The sequence below is a fragment of the Bradyrhizobium septentrionale genome (assembly GCF_011516645.4).
Lineage (GTDB): Bacteria > Pseudomonadota > Alphaproteobacteria > Rhizobiales > Xanthobacteraceae > Bradyrhizobium > Bradyrhizobium septentrionale.
Genome location: NZ_CP088285.1, coordinates 8,620,916 through 8,639,428, shown reverse-complemented (window position 1 = coordinate 8,639,428; position 18,513 = coordinate 8,620,916). Strand labels below are relative to the sequence as shown.

19 protein-coding genes and 1 riboswitch are annotated in these 18,513 nt (G+C 62.9%); of the genes, 12 read left to right on the top strand and 7 right to left on the bottom strand.

Going from position 1 to position 18,513, the window contains the following annotated elements; all coding sequences use genetic code 11:
• Positions 1 to 6 precede the first annotated feature (6 nt).
• The gene (locus tag HAP48_RS43530) at positions 7 to 2,694 is read left to right on the top strand and encodes a PAS domain-containing sensor histidine kinase (RefSeq protein WP_166205862.1); all 2,688 of its coding nucleotides are present in this window, start codon (positions 7 to 9) and stop codon (positions 2,692 to 2,694) included.
• Positions 2,695 to 2,966: 272 nt separating this feature from the next.
• Here HAP48_RS43530 and HAP48_RS43525 read toward each other — a convergent pair whose 3' ends face one another.
• Positions 2,967 to 3,317, bottom strand: a complete 351-nt coding sequence (locus HAP48_RS43525; RefSeq protein ID WP_029081700.1) for a GrlR family regulatory protein — start codon at positions 3,315 to 3,317, stop codon at positions 2,967 to 2,969.
• A 237-nt stretch (positions 3,318 to 3,554) separates the two neighbouring features.
• On the opposite strand from HAP48_RS43525, the gene HAP48_RS43520 reads away from it, so the two are divergent.
• Positions 3,555 to 3,992 (top strand): hypothetical protein, encoded by a 438-nt coding sequence (locus tag HAP48_RS43520; protein ID WP_420869841.1) that lies wholly within the window; start codon positions 3,555 to 3,557, stop codon positions 3,990 to 3,992.
• Positions 3,993 to 4,102: 110 nt separating this feature from the next.
• Here HAP48_RS43520 and HAP48_RS43515 read toward each other — a convergent pair whose 3' ends face one another.
• The gene (locus HAP48_RS43515; protein ID WP_166215683.1) at positions 4,103 to 4,486 is read right to left on the bottom strand and encodes a VOC family protein; all 384 of its coding nucleotides are present in this window, start codon (positions 4,484 to 4,486) and stop codon (positions 4,103 to 4,105) included.
• A gap of 267 nt (positions 4,487 to 4,753) precedes the next feature.
• Between HAP48_RS43515 and HAP48_RS43510 the strand changes: the two genes are divergently transcribed.
• Entirely contained in the window at positions 4,754 to 5,377 is a 624-nt protein-coding gene (locus tag HAP48_RS43510) for a hypothetical protein (protein ID WP_175612271.1), read from the top strand.
• 213 nt (positions 5,378 to 5,590) lie between these two features.
• The gene (locus HAP48_RS43505) at positions 5,591 to 6,118 is read left to right on the top strand and encodes a hypothetical protein (protein WP_166205861.1); all 528 of its coding nucleotides are present in this window, start codon (positions 5,591 to 5,593) and stop codon (positions 6,116 to 6,118) included.
• Between the two features lie 116 nt (positions 6,119 to 6,234).
• Here the strand turns inward: HAP48_RS43505 and HAP48_RS43500 are convergent, their stop codons facing one another.
• The gene (locus HAP48_RS43500) at positions 6,235 to 6,639 is read right to left on the bottom strand and encodes a hypothetical protein (protein WP_166205860.1); all 405 of its coding nucleotides are present in this window, start codon (positions 6,637 to 6,639) and stop codon (positions 6,235 to 6,237) included.
• A gap of 215 nt (positions 6,640 to 6,854) precedes the next feature.
• Positions 6,855 to 6,934, top strand: a riboswitch (ZMP/ZTP riboswitch).
• Positions 6,935 to 6,949: 15 nt separating this feature from the next.
• On the opposite strand from HAP48_RS43500, the gene HAP48_RS43495 reads away from it, so the two are divergent.
• The 6 genes from HAP48_RS43495 (at position 6,950) to HAP48_RS43470 (ending at position 12,914) form a co-directional block, all read left to right on the top strand.
• Positions 6,950 to 7,813, top strand: coding sequence for a bifunctional 5,10-methylenetetrahydrofolate dehydrogenase/5,10-methenyltetrahydrofolate cyclohydrolase (locus tag HAP48_RS43495; protein WP_166205859.1), 864 nt, complete (start codon positions 6,950 to 6,952; stop codon positions 7,811 to 7,813).
• 1,101 nt (positions 7,814 to 8,914) lie between these two features.
• Complete coding sequence (locus HAP48_RS43490) at positions 8,915 to 9,367, top strand: MaoC/PaaZ C-terminal domain-containing protein (protein ID WP_166205858.1); 453 nt, start codon at positions 8,915 to 8,917, stop codon at positions 9,365 to 9,367.
• Positions 9,368 to 9,573: 206 nt separating this feature from the next.
• Entirely contained in the window at positions 9,574 to 9,903 is a 330-nt protein-coding gene (locus tag HAP48_RS43485; protein ID WP_029081693.1) for a PadR family transcriptional regulator, read from the top strand.
• Positions 9,900 to 10,472 (top strand): DUF1700 domain-containing protein, encoded by a 573-nt coding sequence (locus tag HAP48_RS43480; protein ID WP_166205857.1) that lies wholly within the window; start codon positions 9,900 to 9,902, stop codon positions 10,470 to 10,472. The genes HAP48_RS43485 and HAP48_RS43480 overlap by 4 nt, the downstream gene beginning before the upstream one ends.
• Positions 10,473 to 10,497: 25 nt before the next feature.
• Positions 10,498 to 11,643 carry a serine hydrolase domain-containing protein gene (locus tag HAP48_RS43475; protein WP_224496826.1) on the top strand — a complete coding sequence of 382 codons (1,146 nt, stop codon included), beginning with the start codon at positions 10,498 to 10,500 and terminating at the stop codon, positions 11,641 to 11,643.
• A gap of 206 nt (positions 11,644 to 11,849) precedes the next feature.
• On the top strand, positions 11,850 to 12,914 hold the full coding sequence (locus HAP48_RS43470; RefSeq protein WP_166205856.1) for an IS630 family transposase: 1,065 nt from the start codon (positions 11,850 to 11,852) through the stop codon (positions 12,912 to 12,914).
• Here the strand turns inward: HAP48_RS43470 and HAP48_RS43465 are convergent.
• A complete protein-coding gene (locus HAP48_RS43465; protein WP_166205855.1) occupies positions 12,901 to 14,061 on the bottom strand; it encodes a lanthionine synthetase C family protein in 1,161 nt (386 codons plus the stop codon). The two genes, HAP48_RS43470 and HAP48_RS43465, sit on opposite strands and share 14 nt — an antisense overlap.
• 305 nt (positions 14,062 to 14,366) lie before the next feature.
• Between HAP48_RS43465 and HAP48_RS43460 the strand changes: the two genes are divergently transcribed.
• Entirely contained in the window at positions 14,367 to 14,666 is a 300-nt protein-coding gene (locus tag HAP48_RS43460) for a hypothetical protein (RefSeq protein ID WP_166205854.1), read from the top strand.
• 413 nt (positions 14,667 to 15,079) lie between these two features.
• Here HAP48_RS43460 and HAP48_RS43455 read toward each other — a convergent pair whose 3' ends face one another.
• Positions 15,080 to 15,541: a hypothetical protein gene (locus HAP48_RS43455; protein WP_224496825.1), complete on the bottom strand. Its 462-nt coding sequence runs from the start codon at positions 15,539 to 15,541 to the stop codon at positions 15,080 to 15,082.
• A 47-nt stretch (positions 15,542 to 15,588) separates the two neighbouring features.
• Positions 15,589 to 16,095: a hypothetical protein gene (locus tag HAP48_RS43450; protein ID WP_224496824.1), complete on the bottom strand. Its 507-nt coding sequence runs from the start codon at positions 16,093 to 16,095 to the stop codon at positions 15,589 to 15,591.
• Positions 16,096 to 16,316: 221 nt separating this feature from the next.
• Between HAP48_RS43450 and HAP48_RS43445 the strand changes: the two genes are divergently transcribed.
• The gene (locus HAP48_RS43445) at positions 16,317 to 16,736 is read left to right on the top strand and encodes a zinc-ribbon domain containing protein (protein WP_210292758.1); all 420 of its coding nucleotides are present in this window, start codon (positions 16,317 to 16,319) and stop codon (positions 16,734 to 16,736) included.
• 87 nt (positions 16,737 to 16,823) lie between these two features.
• Here the strand turns inward: HAP48_RS43445 and tnpC are convergent, their stop codons facing one another.
• Positions 16,824 to 18,497: an IS66 family transposase gene (gene tnpC, locus HAP48_RS43440; protein ID WP_166205228.1), complete on the bottom strand. Its 1,674-nt coding sequence runs from the start codon at positions 18,495 to 18,497 to the stop codon at positions 16,824 to 16,826.
• Between the last annotated feature and the right edge of the window lie 16 nt (positions 18,498 to 18,513).

The following is an 18,513-nucleotide window of genomic DNA, read 5'->3' as shown; positions in this document are numbered from 1 at the left end:
GATGACATGACCGCTGAATTGCCGCCGAATTCGCACGCGCCGCGTGCGTTCTCCCTCTCAATTGGCCAGCTCACATTCGGCAGCTTCCTGCTGGTGCTGGCTGTGATCATCATCACATCCACGGCCAGCGTCATCGCGATCCGCCACATCGATACGACCTTCGCCGAGCTGCAGCGGCTGCAGAGCGTCGGCGACATCGCCGAGGACATCGACCGCCGCACCAACGAGCTGAGGCTGGCGGCGCGGGACTTCGTCACCGAGCCCGGCAGCCAGTCGCAGTCGGCCCAGGTCGCGCAGGCGGCCCAGTCGCTGAGCGAAATCCTGAAAAAGACCCGGATCGAGCTGGCGCCCGAGCAGCAGGACATGATCGACGGCGTCACCCAGCGGCTGGCGACCTATCGCGGCGGGATCGAGCGCATCTCGGCGCTGCTCAGCCGCCGCGCCGAGATCGTCGCCGGGCTGCCGGCGCTGCGCGACGCCTTCGACAAGGCGGTTGACTCGAGCGGCGATGCGGTGCTGGCCAACGCGCTGTCACAGGACCAGAGCCGGATTGCCACCGCGCTCCTGGCGCACAACACGTCCGCCGCCGAGCAGGCCGCGCAAAGCATGCGGGCGATGACCGTCACCGACCCCGCCTTGCGCAGCGCCGTCGACAATTATGCCGAGGCGATCATCGCGGTCTCGGTCCGCGAGGGCCAGATCGCCGATATCGACCGCGAGGTGCTCGGCGCCGAAGGCCGGCTGATTCAGAAGGTCACCGAGCTGTTGCGCGAACTCTCCAGCCGTCGCGGCCATGTGCTGGCTCGCGATTTTGCGCGGACGCTGGCCGAAGCAAAATGGCAGAGCATCGTGCTCGGCACGGCGGGCGTGCTGATCGGCCTGTTCGCCTCCGTGCTGGTGGTTCGCCGCACCGTCCGCCCGCTCGCCAGGATCGCCGGATCGATTCGCAAGGTCGCGGGCGGCGAGAAGAGCGCGTTCATTCCCGGCGCCGATCTCGACAATGAGATCGGCGACATCGCGCGCGCCGCCGAAGTGTTCCGCCAGACCCTGATCGACGCCGACAGCGCCCGCGAGGCGGCGCTGCGCGCGCTCGCCGAGCAGCGGCTCGCCGAGGAGAGCTACCACAAGCTGTTCGAGGCGTCGGTCGAGGGCATCTACGTCACGACGCCGGGCGGCACGCTGCTCAACGCCAATCCGGCGCTGGCGCGCATGATGGGCTATGCCACGCCGCAGGACCTGATCAACGGCGTCGACGACATCGCAACCACGGTCTATGTCGATCCGGCAGCGCGGGAGCAGTACCAGAAGCTGATGCAGCGCGACGGCACGGTGCGCGACTACGAATACCAGGTGCGCGCGAGCGACGGCACCATATTGTGGCTGTCGGATTCCGCGACCGTCGTGCGCAACGACGAGGGCGAGGTCATCCGCTACGAGGGCACGGTGCGCGACATCACCGACCAGAAGCGCGCCGAAGACGCCATCGCCGAAGGTCGTCGCATGCTGCAGATGGTGATCGACACGGTGCCCGCCGTCATCAACGTCAAGAACGGCGAGCTGCGCTATGTGATGATGAACCGCTACATGGCGGGAATCTTCGGCATCGATCCGCAGGACGCGCTCGGCCAGACCACCGCCGAGCTGATGTCGCGCTACGGCGCGGCCAAGACCGACGAGAACGACAAGCGCGTGCTGTCGGTGCGGCGCGAGCTCGGCTTCTATGAAGAGGAATACAAGGACGCGGCCGGCAACATGCGGCAATGGCTGGTCAACAAGCTGCCGATCCTGGACTCGCAGGGTGACATCGAGAACATCGTCACGGTCGCGCTCGACATCGGCGAGCGCAAGCGCTCCGAGCAGGAGATGCGCAAGGCAAAGGACTCCGCCGAGGCCGCGCTGCGCAATCTGCGCGAGACCCAGAATTCGCTGATCGAGGCCGAGAAGCTCGCCGCGCTCGGCCGCCTGGTGGCCGGCGTCGCCCACGAGGTCAACAATCCCGTCGGCATCAGCCTGACGGTGGCCTCCGCACTGGAGCGCAAGACCGCGATCTTCGCGACCCAGGTCGAGCGCGGCGATTTGCGCCGCTCCAGCCTCAATGATTTCCTCAACACGGCGCGCGATGCGTCCTCGCAGCTCGTCGCCAACCTCAATCGCGCCGCGGAACTGATCCAGTCGTTCAAGCAGGTCGCCGCCGACCGCAACTATTCGGACCAGCGCACCTTCGATCTCGGCGACCTCACCGAGCAGGTGGTGATGAGTCTGCGTCCCGGCCTGCGCAAGCACAATCTGACGCTCAACGTCGATTGCGAGCCGAACCTGATCATGAATTCCTATCCGGGGCCGTACGGCCAGGTGCTGACCAACCTGTTCCTCAACGCGGTCGCACATGCGTTTCCGGACGGCAAGGCCGGCGAGGTCGAGATCCAGGTGCATGCGTCCGGCGGCGACAATGTCGAGGTGATCTTCGCCGACAATGGCTGCGGCATGAGCCTCGATGTCCGCCGCCGCGCGTTCGATCCGTTCTTCACGACACGGCGCGACCAGGGCGGCACTGGGCTCGGCCTGCACATCGTCTACAGCATTGTCACCACGCGGCTCGGCGGACGGCTCTCGCTCGACTCCGCGCCGGGCAACGGCACGCGCATCCAGATAATCCTGCCGCGCGTCGCGCCGCTGGAGCAGGCCGCGGAGTAGGTGGGACGAGGCTACGACTCCTTCACCGCCGTCATTGCGAGGAGCGATAGCGACGAAGCAATCCATTTTTCCGCTTGCGGGGCGATGGATTGCTTCGCTTCGCTCGCAATGACGTGGATCGAGCAATGCGCTCCATCTCCGTCATCCTGAGGAGCCGCGAAGCGGCGTCTCGAAGGATCGACGGCCACCAGCCGGGCCGCGCACCCTTCGAGACGCGCGCAAGAGCGCGCTCCTCAGGGTGACGGCGACGGAATCGTCAGCACTCTGAATCGCTAATTGATATCCGCGAGCTTGTGCAGCGTCGCGCTGAAGATCAGGCTGGCCTTGCCGACCAGCGCGGTGCCGCTCATGGTGCCGCGGGTGTCGGTGAAGGTGCCGGAGACGCCGATGCCGACGGGCGCGGGCCCGCCGAACAGCGGGTTGTCGGTGTCGCGCGGCGTGGTGTGGCGTTGCACAAGGACTTCGCCCTTGAAGGCGTCACCTTTCACCGTGTAGCTGCCGGTGTAATATAGATAGGCGTCGCCGCCCAGAATCTGGCCGTCGCGGAAGAGAATGACGCCGCTGCCCTTGCCGACGCGACCGTCCAGCAGGGTGACGTGAATTGAGTAGAGCCCGTTCTTCATAACGTCCCATGTACCGGCTGCCGCGCCCGCAGCAATCCGGATTGGTTTTTTATGCCAAAGCGAGCAACCTCGTGCAATGCGGCAGGTTGATTCCCGGGTCTCCCGCGTTCGGGTAAACCCTCGGTTCCTGCCAGGCAGTGTGACGGCGCGATGACAGCGGACCGTACGCGCGAATCAAAGTGGCCCGCGAAATGCATAGCTCTGGTTGCACTGGCCGGTGAGTGCTGGAGCGAACACATGACAGACTGGATTGAGTCCGGCGGCCGTTTGGCGCGCCCTCGCAGTGCCAATGGAACTTCGGCCCGTCGTGCGGGCCTCATGATGGTGTCACTCAGGCTCGGACTGGTGACGCTGGTGTCGGTGGTGGCCGTGCAAATCGCGCAGGCGCGCGATCCCGACGGTCGCTACGCCAATTCGCCGCTCAAGGAATGGTTCGATAGTCTGCGCAGCGGCAAGGGGCCGTGCTGCTCGGATGCCGACGGCAGCGCCGTCAGCGATGTCGATTGGGAGTCCAAGGACGGACATTATCGCGTGCGTCTCGACGGCCAGTGGTTCGATGTTCCCGATGAGGCTGTGGTCACCGTGCCGAACCGCGCGGGCCGCACCATGGTCTGGCCGATCAAGAGCTACATGGGCGTGACGATCCGCTGCTTCATGCCGGGCAGCATGACGTAGCGGTCAGGGGTGACGAGCGATCCCTGATCCGCGTCATCCTGAGGTGCGAGCCTTGCGGCGCAATTGCGCCGCTGAACTCGCACCTCAGGATGACGGGGATGCGTCGTCGCTCACACGTACTTCTTGTCGCGCTCGAGCAGTTCGATCGAGATGCCCTGCGGGCCGCGGATGAAGCAGATCCGCACGCCGGGGCGGATCGTGGTCGGCTCCTTGGTGAACTCGACACCCTTGGCCTTGATCTCGGCCGCGACCGCGTCGATGTCCTTCACCGTCAGTCCGAAATGATCGAGCCCCTGATAGGGCGTCACCGGCGCAGCATTGACGCCGTCGCCTTGCGTCACCTCCGCGATGAACACCTTGGCGCCGCCGAGTTGAACGTCGATCCGGCCGGGGCCGCGGATGATCTCGCCGCCGAGAATGTCGCGCAGCCAGGTTGCGGTGGCCTCTGGATCGGGGCTGCGCAGATGGACGTGGTCCCAGGTGACGACAGGCATTGCGATCTCCTTGTTGTTCTTGCGCCGCTGGGGGGCACGGCACGCGCTCTCGCGCGCGAAAGTAGCGAGCGGCCGGCCGTGACGCCATCCCTCCGTCACCGCAGTCGCAAGATTGTCGTCCCGGAATGAAACCATTCCGGCCGTCAGCGATTGTTTTTCGCGTGGCCGCTCGACCTGCGGCCGTCCGGAAGCCGCTTGGCGCGATGCCTGCGTGGCTTCCTCGGTGTGCGGCGGCTCGATCGGGCGTCCAGGGGTGAGGGCACCACGATGCGGATCGGCTTGTCGTTTCAAAGAACTGCCGCCGGACGTCTCGGTCAGGGCGGCTTCTATGCCAGCCTGCTGCTGTCGATTATTGCCATAGCCGGGATCGCCGCGTGGTTCATGCTCCCCGAGCCGAGCGATGCCGGGGACCAGGAGCTGTGGCCGATCTCGCCCGCCGTCACCCGCACTGCGCAATATACATCGACCGAGGCCGAGCCCGCTCAGCCCGCAAAGGCCTCCCCAACCACGTCGGCAGATGAGCCGGCCACGGTGGGCATGGCGACCGCCCCGCCGGCGATTGAGTCGGCGAAGCCGTCCGAGTCCGGCGCCGAACGGTCGCCGCTGGAGAAGCTGCGGATCGCCTCGCAATCATGGCGGCGCGGCGGGCTGGGCTCGAAGGCGCTGGTGACCCTGACGCTGCGCAACGCCAATGATTTCGCGGTCAAGGACATCGAGATCGCCTGCGCCTTCATCCGCCGCGACGGCAGCCCCCTGACCGAGCGCAAGCGGCTGATATCGGACACCATTGCCATGAAAAGCCGCAAGACCTACTCGCGGATGCTGATCGGGTTCGTCAACGTTAACGCAAACAAGGCGAAATGCTCTGTCGTGACCGCCAGCCGCGTTTAATCCCCATTCCCGAAAAAGTGACCGGGAATTGACTTGGCGGGTGAACCGTAACGGCCAGGCAGGAACTAACTAATAAGCCGACCGTTAGAGAACGACCCGGGAGCGCGATGGCGTCTGTCCGGGTGATCATGCGCAAACGATGAGTTCGTTGCGCGATGACTGATGTCGTCGCGCCAAGATGAACCGCGCCCGTAGCGCGGGGGGAGCTACCAAATGCCTGTGGCGCGTTATTTCCTGTACATGGGTGGTGTGCTGCTCGCGCTGCTCTTCGTCGTCAACCTCGTGGTGCCGCAAGAGGCCGTGGTCACCAGCCAGGGCCTGTCGTCGCCCGGTGTCGACAAGACCATAGTGCGCATCAAGTCGACCCAGAAATTGCCGGAGCGGGTGGTGTACGACACCAGCGTGCCGGCCATCGTTCCGCCGCAGGTGAACGCCGTGGCCGCTGCAGCCCCGCCGGCTGACCGCGATGCGTCGGCGCAGTCCCGCGTCCGCAATACGTTCGCCCAGTTCATTCCGCCGGAGAAGGCTGACGCGGGCAAGGGGCCGGTCGTGGCCGAAGCCAAGCCGGCTGAGCAGCCGGCGCAGGCCCAGCCGCAGGCACCGAAAAAGCGCAAGGTCGCGCGGGTCCACTCCCATCCCCAGCAGCCGATGCGGCTGGCGCAGCCCGGGATGTACCAGCCCTATCGCATCGCGCAGCAGCAGCCGCGCATGGGCTTCTTTGGCGGCTTCGGGACCTGGTAAGCGGGATCTCCGTAGCCCACTCGATACGCCGCCGCGAATGCTCGCGGCGGCATTTTCATGTCCGCGATATCAGGCCGGTCGCCGGGCGCCGATTGCGCAGGTGCCGCGCTACGCGGCTACCGCGGCAGGCGCGGAATCTTGTCGGCAAAACCGTTGTAACAGGTCAGCCGCTCGTCCTCTTCCTTGACGAACCGGCATTCATTGACGCCCTTGGCAGGCGCCGCCTTCGGCTTGGGCTGCGGCTTGAAGATCTCGTCGTAGCAGAGCAGCCGCTCCTTGGTGGCGTCGTCGATGTCGCCGCAGGCCTGGAGCTTCTGCGCGACCGATTGCGGCTTGCCGGGCGCTGGCGGCTTCTCGCCCTTCTTGGCCGCCGGCTTCTTGCCGACCTGGACCAGCGGCTTGTCGCCGATCATGGGCTGGGCGGCCGCTGCCGGCTTGTCGGCCGCGGCAGGTGGGGTGGTGCCTTGGGCAAGCGCGGCAGCCGGATACAGGAGCGCCAGCGCGAGAATGATCTGTCTCATGTCGAAATGTCCGAAATGGCGTGATGACCGGAAAGGAGCCGCCGGGACCGGAAAAGCCCGGCAAGCGCCGAGGCTTAGCGCAAGTTTTACTTGAATCCTACCCCCAGACGTTGCTCACCCGGCATCGATCCACCGGCAAAAAGCAGGGCAATTCGTCGGCGGTTGGCTCGCCCGGCGTCGTGATTTGCCTTTGCCAGGCCGGGCGGGTATGACCGCGCCATCTGCGCGACTGGCGCTTGGATGGACCACCATCGGGGAGCGCAGAGACTGAACGCCGCGCGCCTGGGCACCGCTTCGAAACGGAGGTCCCATGACGGCGAATATTCTCGACGGGCATGCACATGCCCAAATTGTCGTCGATCAGGTTGCAAGCGAACTGGACCGGCTGCCCCGCGCACCGGGGCTGGCGGTCGTGCTGGTTGGCTGTGACCCGGCGAGCCAGATCTACGTGCAGAGCAAGGTCAGGATGGCCGAACGGCTCGGCCTGCGCGGCGAGGTCGAACGCCTGCCTGATGACGCCAGCGAGGCCGATCTGCTGGCCAGGATCGAGGCGCTCAACGCGCGCGACGATATCGACGGCATCCTCGTCCAGCTGCCGCTGCCGGCCCATGTCGACGCATTGCGCGTGATGGCTGCGGTCGATCCCGCCAAGGATGTCGACGGCCTGCATGCCCTCAACGCAGGCCGGCTGTTTCACGGCGACGATGCGCTGGTGCCATGCACGCCGCTCGGCTGTCTCCGCCTGATCAAGTCGATACGGCCTGATCTCACCGGTGCGCATGCCGTGGTGATCGGCAGCTCCAACATCGTCGGCAAGCCGATGGCCGCGTTGCTGCTCCAGGAGCAGGCGACCGTGACGCAGACCCACATCCACACCCGCGGCATCAGCAGGATCTGCCGACAGGCCGATATCCTGGTCAGTGCGGTGGGGAAGGCCGGCCTGGTGCGCGGCGACTGGATCAAGCCGCAGGCCATCGTCATCGACGTCGGCACCACGCGCGTCAAGAAGCCCGACGGCGGCTACACGGTGTGCGGCGATGTCTCCTTCGACGAGGCGGTGCAAATCGCGGGCGCGATCACGCCGGTGCCGCGCGGCGTCGGCCCGATGACGATCGCCTGCCTGATGGAGAACACCGTGAAGGCGGCCAAGGCGAGGGCGGCACGGCTGCAATAGCGCGGCATGTGTGCTGCGTTGGGCGAGCGGCCGATGCCGCTCGCGCAACTGATCGCGTCCGGGCGTCTCGCGCGAAGTCGATGACGTAGGAGGTCATGGAAAGCCCGCAGCGATCGTCTATCGTCACGGTACTATGGCGCAAACGCCACAAGGCTAACTTAGGATACTTTTGTTGGGCGCAGTGCGTCCTCAACAGCACAACGCCGCCCGCTTAAAATTCCTGCGGTCGGCGCTGGCTCTAGCCCCAAGGAGGAAATGCAAAATCCTTGGCAACTAGGAGTCAGCATGAACGGCCGAGAGGTTCATCACCCAATCGGGTTATGCCGGATGCGTTTCTCGCTGTCACGAAACTGCAACGCAGCTTTGGTGGAATTGTCGCTTAGCCTGCGGGTTGGATCACCAGCGCGGGCAAGGCGGGGTCACTCTGTTACGCGGCTGAGTGGCCCCGCTCGCGCGGTCGCATTGGTTGGATCGTAAGCCGATAAGCGATCAGATTGGTGCCGTCATAGGCTTCAAGTAGATGGTCGCAAGCTAGGCAATGATACTCGCCCTTGGAGCCCGGTTCGGACCAAAGCTCCAAGCGTCGGAAGCCCGCGCCGCAGATTGGGCACGTTACGTCTGTTTTCTTCATCGCACTGACCCCAATCCCACTTGGGTATCAGTTTATCGAAACTTGCGCGGCAGAACTATGTTTAAGTCTTGTGACAGATTGGTCCCTTATGCCCGATATTTTGATCAATTGCCCAGAGACGGGGAAGCCCATTCAGACTGGTTTGGACACGGAGACTGTCATTCTTGAGACGCTGCCCAGCGTCTCGCTTCCTGTCGAGTGTCCGCACTGCGGTCGAGTGCATTACTGGAAACCAGCCGAGGCTTGGGTCTGGCAGGGTGGGAAGCCCGCACCGCACTGAATTGCTAGATGTCCTCCAGTACGACCTGTTCAAGCTCTAGGACCGCAACGCACGCAAGAAACACATGTATTCCCCCGGGGGATCGTACCCTGAGGGCGCGAGAAGTCTCTGCAATCGCCCGGGGGCATGCGCGGCCCTTTGTGGCGTTTGCGCCGTACCGTATCGTGGTGCCGTAAAGCGGAGGCGCGCGATGCTGTATGCGGAAGATCTCACCGAAGGCCAGACGTTCCAGCTCGGCAGCTACACGATCGGCGAGGCCGAGATACTTGCGTTCGCCGGCAAGTATGACCCCGTGCCGATCCACACCGATCCCACTGCGGCTGCGGCGGGTCCGTTCGGTGGCTTGATCGCAAGCGGCTTCAACACCATTGCGATCTATCAGCGCCTCGTCGTCGAGGCGATCTGGAGCAAGGTGGCGGGGATCGTCGGGCGGAGCCTGGAGATTCGTTTGCCCAGTCCGGTCCGCCCGGGAGCCACGCTGACCGGCCAGTCGCAGATCCAGAGGATCACCATCAGGCCGGAGCGGCGCGACGCCGTCGTGATCTTCAGGACGGAGCTGGTCAACGACGAGCAGCGTCCCGTCCTCGTCGTCGTGCTCGATGCTTTGATTCACATGCGGCCGGCCGCCAAGGAGCGGGCGTAGCCGGGATGAGCCCACGGTAATTCGGGTAACTGCTTCCCACGCGTCATTGCGAGCGAAGCGAAGCAATCCATGCTTCCACCGCGGAGGCATGGATTGCTTCGTCGCTACCGCTCCTCGCAATGACGGACAAGCGACGGGGTCGGGACATGTACCTTGCATTACATGGTACCTTGCTATATATAGCTCCCAACACCCGCAGGAGTTCGATGGCGGAATCGACGATCCAGGTTCAGCTCAAGAAGGGAGCGCTCGAGATGTGCGTGCTGGCGCTGCTGGCCCGTGGCGAAAGCTATGCCTATGAGATCGCGAGCACGCTCGCCTCACGCATCGGCATGGGCGAGGGCACGATCTACCCCTTGATGCGCCGCATGCAGGATGACGGGCTGGTCGATACGCGCCTCGTCGAGTCGAGCAGCGGCCCGCCGCGGAAATATTACCGGCTGACGCCGGCGGGACGCGCGGCGCTCACCGCCCAGAAACGCGAATGGCAGGCGTTCACGGACGCGGTCGATCAGCTGCTCGGAGAGCGCAAATGAACCGGGCGGCGTTCCTGCGACGTCTCTCCGACGGGTTGGCCGGCCTGCCGGCGCGCGAGGCCGAGGACATCCTCGACGACTACAGCGCTTATTTCGACGAGGGTGTTGCGGCGGGACGCAGCGAAGAGGACGTCGCGGCCGCGCTCGGCGATCCCGCGCGGCTGGCGCGCGAGCTGCGCGCCGAGACCGGCCTGCGCCGCTGGGAGAACGACCACAGCCTGCGCAATTCGGCCTCGGCGCTGCTGGCGCTCGGCGGTCTTGCCGCGGTCGACATTTTCTTCCTGTTGCCGCTGCTGTTCGCGGCGCTGCTCACCGTGCTGATCCTCGGCCTCGTGATGTTCGTGCTCGGCATCGTCGGGATCGGGCTGTTGCTCAGCGTGTTCAAGCTCGCCGCGGTTGCGTCGATCGCCAAGCTGGTGCTGCGCGCGGTGGCGGGCGTTGGGCTGATTTCCGCCAGCGCCGGAATTGCGATGCTGCTGCTGTTCGCCGTCAACGCCGCGGTCGGCAAGCTCGGCAGCTATGCGCGCCTGCACTACCGATTGCTCAAACCCGAACAGCACGCCGGCTGACGATGCCGGCATCAGGAGGATGGTGATGAAGCGCATGATGCAAAGTCTCGATCCAACGACCAAGCTCGATCGCCGCAGCGTCCTGGCCGGGCTTGGCGCGAGCCTGATCGCGCCACGGGTCGCGTCAGCGCAACCGACGGCCGATGAGATAGCGCGCCGCCTGACGCAGGCCGAGAGTGCCGGCAGGATCAGCGGCCTGCATGCACTGCTGGTGACCCGGGGCGGCAGGCTGGTGTTCGAGCATTACGGCAAGGGGGACGATGAGGCGGAAGGCCGCGGGCCGCTGGCAAACGTCGTGTTCGGCCCTGATGTGCCGCACGATCTGCGTTCGGTATCGAAGAGCGTGATCGGTCTTGCCTACGGCATTGCGCTTGCCGCCGGCAAGGTGCCGCCGCCGGAGGCGAAGCTGTACGACCAGTTTCCGCAATATGCCGACCTTGCGCGCGAGGCGGGCCGCGACCGCATCACCATCCATCACGTACTGTCGATGACGCTCGGCCTCGAATGGGACGAACTCACCGTTCCCTATGGCGACGATCCGCGCAACTCGGAGATCGCGATGGAGGCGTCGCCCGATCGCTTCCGCTTCATCCTGGAGCGGCCGATTGTTGCCGAGCCCGGCACCAAATGGACCTATTGCGGCGGCGCGACCGCGATCCTGGGGCGCCTGATCTCGAACGGCACCGGCGAGGACTTGCTGGCCTACTGCCGCCGCGTGCTGTTCGATCCGTTGGGATTTGGTCCTGTCGATTGGGCGAAGGGGGTGGGCGACGGCCAGTATCGCGCGGCTTCGGGCCTGCGCCTCTTGCCGCGCGACCTCCTGAAGATCGGCGAGCTCGTGCGCGCCGGTGGCGCGTGGGGCGGCCGGCAGATCGTGCCGCGCGACTGGCTGACGCGCGTGCTCGCGCCGGCGGTCGTGATGGAGAATGGCGGCCGCTACGGCTACCAATGGTATCTCGGCGCGTCCTTCGCTGCAGTATTGCCGCATCCCGAACGCTGGGCCGCCGGCATCGGCTGGGGCGGTCAGCGCCTCTATGTATTCCCCGCACTCGACCTTGTCGTCGCGCAATACTGCGGCAATTATGACAAGCCGACGGCCGAACAGCGGCGCATCAATGATGCCATCATCGATGAGGTGGTGCTATCAGGCATCCTGGCCGCGCACCCATAACGACGCGGACGTCGGCTTTGGGGTCTAGGCAGACATTTTTGCTCAACCAGAGCATTGCCGGTTTTGACTCAAAGCGGAAATTGGATGTTTGGCTAGAAAAAGTCTTCGGTTGGAAAAAGATCGTCGCCTTCAATGCATTTTGAGAGGAAGATCGCAAGCCCTAGTACCCACTTTTCTTGGAACGTGAGTCGTGATTCAAGATATGGATGATCCCCGAAGCAAGAGAAGTCCACCTTTCGCGGAGAGACCGCAAGGTTCTTGAGGCGTGCTGTCGCTCGCCGGTGACGCTGCAGCGCGATTTGAAGCGGGCGCGGATAGTTCTGTTGGCGGCGGACGGGCGCAGCACTCGGTCGATCGCCAAAGAAGTCGGAGTCCAGCCGCGGATTGTCAGCCTTTGGCGACACCGCTATGCCGATCATGGCCTTGAAGGACTGCACGACAAGCCGCGGCCCGGCAAGCAGCCGATCTATACGAAGGCCACCGACAAGCGGATTCTGAAGCTGCTGGATAAGCCGCCACCGCAGGGGTTTGCGCGCTGGACTGGCCCGCTGCTGGCCGAGGCGCTGGTCGATGTTGATGTCCAATATGTCTGGCGGTTCCTGCGTAGCCACAAGATTGACCTCGCGGCTCGCAAGTCCTGGTGTGAGAGCAGCGACCCGAACTTTACGGCCAAAGCCGCCGATGTTGTCGGCCTCTATGTCGCCCCGCCCGCGAAGGCCATTGTGCTGTGCGTGGACGAGAAGCCCTCGATCCAGGCTTTGGAGCGAGCGCAGGGTTATCTGAAGTTGCCCAATGGCCGCGCCTTGACCGGCCAGAGCCACGATTACAAGCGGCATGGCACCACAACATTGTTTGCGGCGCTCGAAGTCGCCACCGGAAAGATCATCGCGGCGCATTCAAAACGCCGACGCCGCGTCGAGTTTCTCGACTTCATGAACAGCGTCACCGCGGCTTTTCCGAACCGGAAGCTTCACGTCATCCTCGACAACCTCAACACCCACAAGAAGAACGAGCATTGGCTCAAGGCCCACCCCAACGTGCAATTTCATTTCACGCCGACAAGTGCGTCTTGGCTCAATCAGGTCGAGGTATGGTTTTCGATCTTGCAGGGGCAGTCGCTCAGCGGCACCTCCTTCACAAGCCTCACGCAGCTTCAGGAGCACATCGATGCCTACGTCAACGCATACAACGACAGAGCCGAGCCCTTCGTCTGGACCAAGAAAAAGGTCCGTCAACGCCGTTTCAAAGGCCGCCGTATCACTCAGCTCTGATTCTGGGTACTAGATCGCCGGTCCACAACGTGTAGCGGTACTGACCATACTGCTGCTTTGCTGCCTCACACTGGCCTATTGCGTGGGCCGCGAACTGTCGAGCACGATCCAGCCACATCTCACTTCCGGTGCGCTTGAACAATTTGAGAAACGCAAAGCCGTTTCCAGCCGTGCCGTGACAGATGCAGCTACCTTTTTTCAGCGGGCCAACTTGCCAGATCGTCTCGCCAGCCGCAGTCAAGAGATCGTCAATGGCTGGGCCCGGAAAGGTAGCCATGGTGTTCACAATGCCAGGCGCACCATGACAGTGCTGCATCAGCATTGCGGTGCGGCCCGGTCGATGTTTGCCAACCGATTGCGGCCAATTGATCAACTCCCCCTCGCGCACTGCCGTCGCCCGCAGCGTGCGAGAAATGCAATCCAGCCATTGTTTTTGCTCGTTCTCGGGCAAGAGATGTCGGCCGCGCAACGCAGGAAAGGCATTTCCCGCGAAGCCGTGAACTGCGCCTAGATGTGTCGCCTTATGCCCTTGAAGATTTTGTTCCCAGATCAGGCAATCCGCGCCCTCGCAAGTTTCAAGCCGATCCCACAGAAGCCTGATATCGCGACGAAACCGCGACGCCCAAATGTCATCACCGGTTTCCTCAAACAGCGCGCGCGATAGGGTTGCTGTCCCCGGAGACCCAAACATAAATTCACGCACCGGATTGTCCTTACTATTATCAACAGCAGCTCCCAATTGATCTGCGACGGTGTTCAGCCCCGCCAATCGGCCTGCAACTAGAAGCAGTCCAGCGTCACCGATCAGAAGGCCGTCGGCGCCGTGGCTGCGCCACCGTCCGCCTTCGATCTGGGCGCGGTTGGCGTCCCTTAATTCAGGTATTACTTCCTGAAAATCGGGATGATCGACAATGGCTCCGATACGCCTCAGGTGGTTGAGCGCCCACGCAACACCACCCGCGCCAACATATAAATTATGAAAGCGAGTGCCCGGACGGGCTTCCTCCAGCGGATGTGTTGGCCATAGGTCGCGGCGAGAAAACGTTGCGTTGGCGTCGGCTGCAATGCGTTGAATGTATTCGCGTGAAGTCGCTTCGTTCCAACTTGACCCATTGAGGGCTTCGTGACGCGCGGCCTCGTAGATCATCAGGGAATATCCTTGGATGCTCGGCTGCGGCCCCTTTCGCACAGTCCGATAACCCGCTTCAATGTCCGATCATTGTGCTGAACTGGTCATCGCGTCAATTTGACAACGCTTCCGAAGATGGCCCTTTTCGGACATGCCGCACTGGCTATCGAAAGTCCGGTGTCGGGGGTGAAGCGGACCTCACGGTTGCGCGTTCCGACTTCCGAGTTTGACCCAACTCGGACCCTGCGTCATAGGGAACTCCCGTGAACCTCTGCGGTAACTCCTCGACCTAACCAGTGGGGGCTCAACGGAGGGATTAGGTCATGGCCATTGTACAATTTACACGCTTCAAGAGCGACAAACCTGAGGAAATGATCAAGACCGCCAAGCAGGCGAAGGCAATCTTCGAAAAGCATGGCGCAGAATTTCTTCGGCTTTCTCGATTTCACACCGGTACGTGGGCCGGGGAGTTTCTTATCTCTACGCGCTATTCCAGTTGGGAGGTGTACGGAAAGGTACAGGAGGCTTTGGCAAAGGACGAGGCATTCGCAAAGCTGTACGCGCACACAGCTACCTTTGCCGAATTGACGGGCCGTAACATCGCGGTCGGCATCGATCTCTGAGGCTCCGCTGAGAGTTGCCGGCGTTGCTCTCGAGTATTGAGGTTCTGTGAGCCGCATCGGCCGCGGAGTGCTCTCTTTCAGTTTACGATCCCAGCTGACTGAGCTGCCATCCGTGGTCGATGTCGCTTCTTGGCCCTTTTCGGACGTGCCGCACTGGCTATCGGTTGTGCGTTCCGACTTCCGAGTGTGACCCAACTGCGACATCAAAGAGCATCGCATGCTGCGATGCCACACGTGGTTCAGCCCTACCAACGTAGCCGGTTAAACCGGTACGATGCCTCCTCACCTTGTTCTGCTGTGGGTCAGAACTTGGCGAGCACCCGGCTGGCCAACCGTTCGTCGAGCGGCACTAAACCGCGGGCTCGAAATTCTCTGCGCCAGCGGTGAGGCGTTGGCGAGTCTCGTCCGAGCTTTTAACTCGGTTCAATCCAATGGGAAGGATTCGAGACGTACATAGTTCCTCGCGTTAAGAAAGCGGACAATTCAAGTCCGACACCTAAAAACGGCAAGTCAAGCACAATGACGCCCGAGCCCTTGGCTGCCTCGAGTCCTCCGTACAGCGTGTGGAGTGCATTTCTCACGTTCTGAAGTAAGCCAATAGCCGTAAAGGTGTTTCGCGTATTTAGCGCGGGCGCCACGTACTTACCGTTTTTCATGCCATCGATGAAGTACTTGCTGTTATGGATTGATTGTAGTGCCGATTTTGAGATTAGCTTTTCGGTAAATGCGACATTGACGCCCCAGTCATTTAAGTGTTCACGGTGCAACTCATATGGAACACTGAAACCAAAGCCGATAACAGCGACGGCCCCTCCGCTGCCTCCAAGACCCAGTCCCCACCGGCTGCTAACAATCTGGAGATCAAAGGTCTCCAAATCTCCTAAGTTCACGACGTACGCGGTAGTGCTCTCGACGCCGCCGATTAACAACTGTCCGCCAGACTTAACGCCGAAGCCAAGCCAACGCTTGAAGAATTTGCGTTCCTCCGGATAATGTTGAGGGGTTGCGGCGGCGGTGGCGGCGGTGGCGGTGGCGGATTTGGTTTATTCCAAACTGAGATGATGACAGCACGCCAGCTTTCGTTTTCCACCCCATCCCTTTCACCTGCATACTTGGCAGCGCGTTCCCCTTTCGCCACCTCGAGCGCAATTTTGAAATTGTTGGGCACTTGCTTGCGAAGCAAATCAATCACGGATTGCAGCCTATTATGCGACAATTCCATGTTGAAATCGTCGCTGCCGGTACGACTTGCAAGTCCTATAATTGTAAGGCTTCCTCCGCTCCTTAATTTCGGAGCCACGACACTAATCAGCCAATTGGAATGTTCCGGCTTTATGGCGAACTTGCCGACTTCAAAGTTGAATAACTTCGCCGCAATCGTATCCGGTGCCTGCGATCCGTACTCCTGGATTTTTCCGGGGGATGCCATGTTGACTATCTCCTAACGGAGAGACCGACTGCGGAACCGGTAGAACTCAGATTGTAATATCCGCGTGCCGATGGGTCGCTCTGGACGTTATGTCGGTTCATCGTCGCCCTCAGATTTCCCGTCAGCTACTTGAAGGTGCCATCGACGCCGTCGAAGTTGGTGAAGCCTACCCGCCCTGGTTCAGCTATGCGCCATAGGGCATTGGCCTGGATGTGTGCGTCGTGAAAAGCAAGCAGAAGCGCGGAGAGATCGACGCCAAGCGGCGCAAGGCAGAGGAATGGCGCCGCCTGCAGGCGCAACGCGCCGCCGAGCAGCGCCGTCTCCGCGAATACAAGATTGCGCTGGCGCGCGGCGAGGTTCCGGTGGTGACGAGCGAGCTGGCGCCGTCGAACAGCTATTCGATCCCCGATTTCGTCGAGCGCGGAACCTATCGACCGGAGCCGTTCGTCTGCAGGGACTGCGGCGTTGCCGAGGTGTGGACTCCATTGCAGCAGAAATGGTGGTACGAGACCGCCAAGGGCGACGTGTTCACCACGGCCATGCGTTGCCGGGCCTGCCGCACCAGGGAGCGCGCACGCAAGACCGCCGCGCGCCGCGTGCATCTCGAAGGGCTCGCGAGGAAGAAGCCTTCCGCCCCGTAAGGGGTACGCATACGACGGAGGCCGCCTGATTGACGCATGCGCGCGGGCACGGCGAGGTCTATGATGGCATTGGGTGAAGGGTGAAGGTCAGGCGGCCTGCTGATTGGCTGGCTTGTCGGCCTGGCGCAGGAGCTTCCATTCCCAGGGCAAGAGCTCGTGCAGACGCGATGCGGGATGATCGGCGATACGGGCCAGGACGTCGGCGAGCCAGGCCTTGGGATCGACGTCGTTGAGGCGACAGGTCGTGATCATCGTCAGCATGATGGCGGCACGGTCGGCGCCGCGTTGGCTGCCGGCGAAGGTCCAGTTGCGCCTTCCCAAGGCGATGCCTCTCAATGCGCGCTCAGCGCAATTGTTGGTCAAGCAGATCCTGCCGTCGTCGAGGAAGCGGGCGAAGCCGTCCCAGCGCCTGAGCATGTAGTTAATCGGCTTCAGGACCTCGGAGGAACGCGAGAGGGTTTCGCGCTCGCGGAGCAGCCAGGCATGCATGTCCTCGAGAAGTGACTTACTCTGTTCCTGGCGAGCGGCACGCCGCTCGCCGGCACCGCGGCCGTTGATGGCGCGCTCGATCTCGAACAACGTATCGAGGCGTCTGACAGCCTCCAGCGCGATCGGGGAGACCGGTTTGCCTTTCTTGCCTTCCCGAGCATTTTTCTCGATATCAGCCAGCTCGAAGAAGCCCCGCCGCGCATGGGCCACGCAAAACGCCGGCGTAATCGGCAGCGCCTTCTTCTGCGGGTCGAACAGCGGCTCGAAGCCGCTGTAGCAATCCGCCTGCAAGATGCCGGCGAAGGCGGCCAGATGTCTCTGTGGATGCTCGCCTCGTCGGTCGCTCGAGGCGTAATAGACCGCTGCCGGCGGCGCAGGCCCGGCGAACGGCCGGTCATCCCGCACATAAGTCCAGATCCGCCCGGTCGTGCACTTGCCCTTCGCCAGAATACGGATGGTGGTGTCGTCGCCATGAAGGCGCTCGGCAGCGAGCACGTGGCGTTCGATCAAGTGGAAGAGCGGCATGACGGCGAAGGTCCCGTGGCCGACCTGGTCGGCCAGCGTCGACAACGGCAGGTCGATCCCCTCGGCCTTAAAGCGCGCACTCTGGCGGTTGAGCGGGATATGCATGCCGAACTTGTCGAACAGGATCGTCGCCAGCAATTGTGGGCCGATGAAGCCGCGCGGCGTGGCATGGAACGGCGCGGGCGGCTGGCTGATCTTCTCGCAATCGCGGCAGGTGAACTTCTCGCGTACCGTCTCGATCAGCTTGAAGCGGCGCGGGATCTCCTCCAGCGTCTTGGTCACATCCTCACCGATCTTCGCCAGCCGCGATCCACCGCAGCAGGCGCAGGTCGTTGGAGTCTCAATGACGACGCGCTCGCGTTCGATATCGTCAGGCCATGGCTTGCGCACCGGCCGCTTGCGCATGAAGGGGCGGACGTTCTGCGTCTTCGCCGCTGCGGCCTGTGCGGCAAGCTCATCCTCGCTCGCCGTGGTGACGAGTTCTTCGAGCTCCAACTCCAACTGCTCGAGCAGCCGTGCCGAGCGCTCGGATCGCTGCCCGTGCAGTTCGCGTTTCAGCTTCTCGATGCGCAACTCGAGATGAGCGATCAGCGCCTCGGTATCCGACAGTTTCGCCTGCGCATTCGCGGCTTGCGCCTGCCAGTTGGCGGCCTTCGCCTCGGCTTTCTGTCGCGCCTCACGCTCGGCCTGCAGCGCCGCCAGGGCACTGACAAGGTCCGATGGAAGATCATCCGGCTTCGATATCATGGAGCCATTGAATCAG

Bases quoted from the DNA above. Each gene is read 5' to 3' on its own strand.
- HAP48_RS43480 (WP_166205857.1), top strand. From the start codon at position 9,900: ATGAACCGGGCGGCGTTCCTGCGACGTCTCTCCGACGGGTTGGCCGGC.
- HAP48_RS43465 (WP_166205855.1), bottom strand. From the start codon at position 14,061: ATGATCTACGAGGCCGCGCGTCACGAAGCCCTCAATGGGTCAAGTTGG.
- HAP48_RS43515 (WP_166215683.1), bottom strand. From the start codon at position 4,486: ATGCCTGTCGTCACCTGGGACCACGTCCATCTGCGCAGCCCCGATCCA.
- HAP48_RS43530 (WP_166205862.1), top strand. From the start codon at position 7: ATGACCGCTGAATTGCCGCCGAATTCGCACGCGCCGCGTGCGTTCTCC.
- HAP48_RS43500 (WP_166205860.1), bottom strand. From the start codon at position 6,639: ATGAGACAGATCATTCTCGCGCTGGCGCTCCTGTATCCGGCTGCCGCG.
- HAP48_RS43460 (WP_166205854.1), top strand. From the start codon at position 14,367: ATGGCCATTGTACAATTTACACGCTTCAAGAGCGACAAACCTGAGGAA.
- tnpC (WP_166205228.1), bottom strand. From the start codon at position 18,497: ATGATATCGAAGCCGGATGATCTTCCATCGGACCTTGTCAGTGCCCTG.
- HAP48_RS43485 (WP_029081693.1), top strand. From the start codon at position 9,574: ATGGCGGAATCGACGATCCAGGTTCAGCTCAAGAAGGGAGCGCTCGAG.
- HAP48_RS43450 (WP_224496824.1), bottom strand. From the start codon at position 16,095: ATGGCATCCCCCGGAAAAATCCAGGAGTACGGATCGCAGGCACCGGAT.
- HAP48_RS43510 (WP_175612271.1), top strand. From the start codon at position 4,754: ATGCGGATCGGCTTGTCGTTTCAAAGAACTGCCGCCGGACGTCTCGGT.
- HAP48_RS43525 (WP_029081700.1), bottom strand. From the start codon at position 3,317: ATGAAGAACGGGCTCTACTCAATTCACGTCACCCTGCTGGACGGTCGC.
- HAP48_RS43520 (WP_420869841.1), top strand. From the start codon at position 3,555: ATGACAGACTGGATTGAGTCCGGCGGCCGTTTGGCGCGCCCTCGCAGT.
- HAP48_RS43505 (WP_166205861.1), top strand. From the start codon at position 5,591: ATGCCTGTGGCGCGTTATTTCCTGTACATGGGTGGTGTGCTGCTCGCG.
- HAP48_RS43495 (WP_166205859.1), top strand. From the start codon at position 6,950: ATGACGGCGAATATTCTCGACGGGCATGCACATGCCCAAATTGTCGTC.
- HAP48_RS43470 (WP_166205856.1), top strand. From the start codon at position 11,850: ATGATCCCCGAAGCAAGAGAAGTCCACCTTTCGCGGAGAGACCGCAAG.
- HAP48_RS43475 (WP_224496826.1), top strand. From the start codon at position 10,498: ATGAAGCGCATGATGCAAAGTCTCGATCCAACGACCAAGCTCGATCGC.
- HAP48_RS43490 (WP_166205858.1), top strand. From the start codon at position 8,915: ATGCTGTATGCGGAAGATCTCACCGAAGGCCAGACGTTCCAGCTCGGC.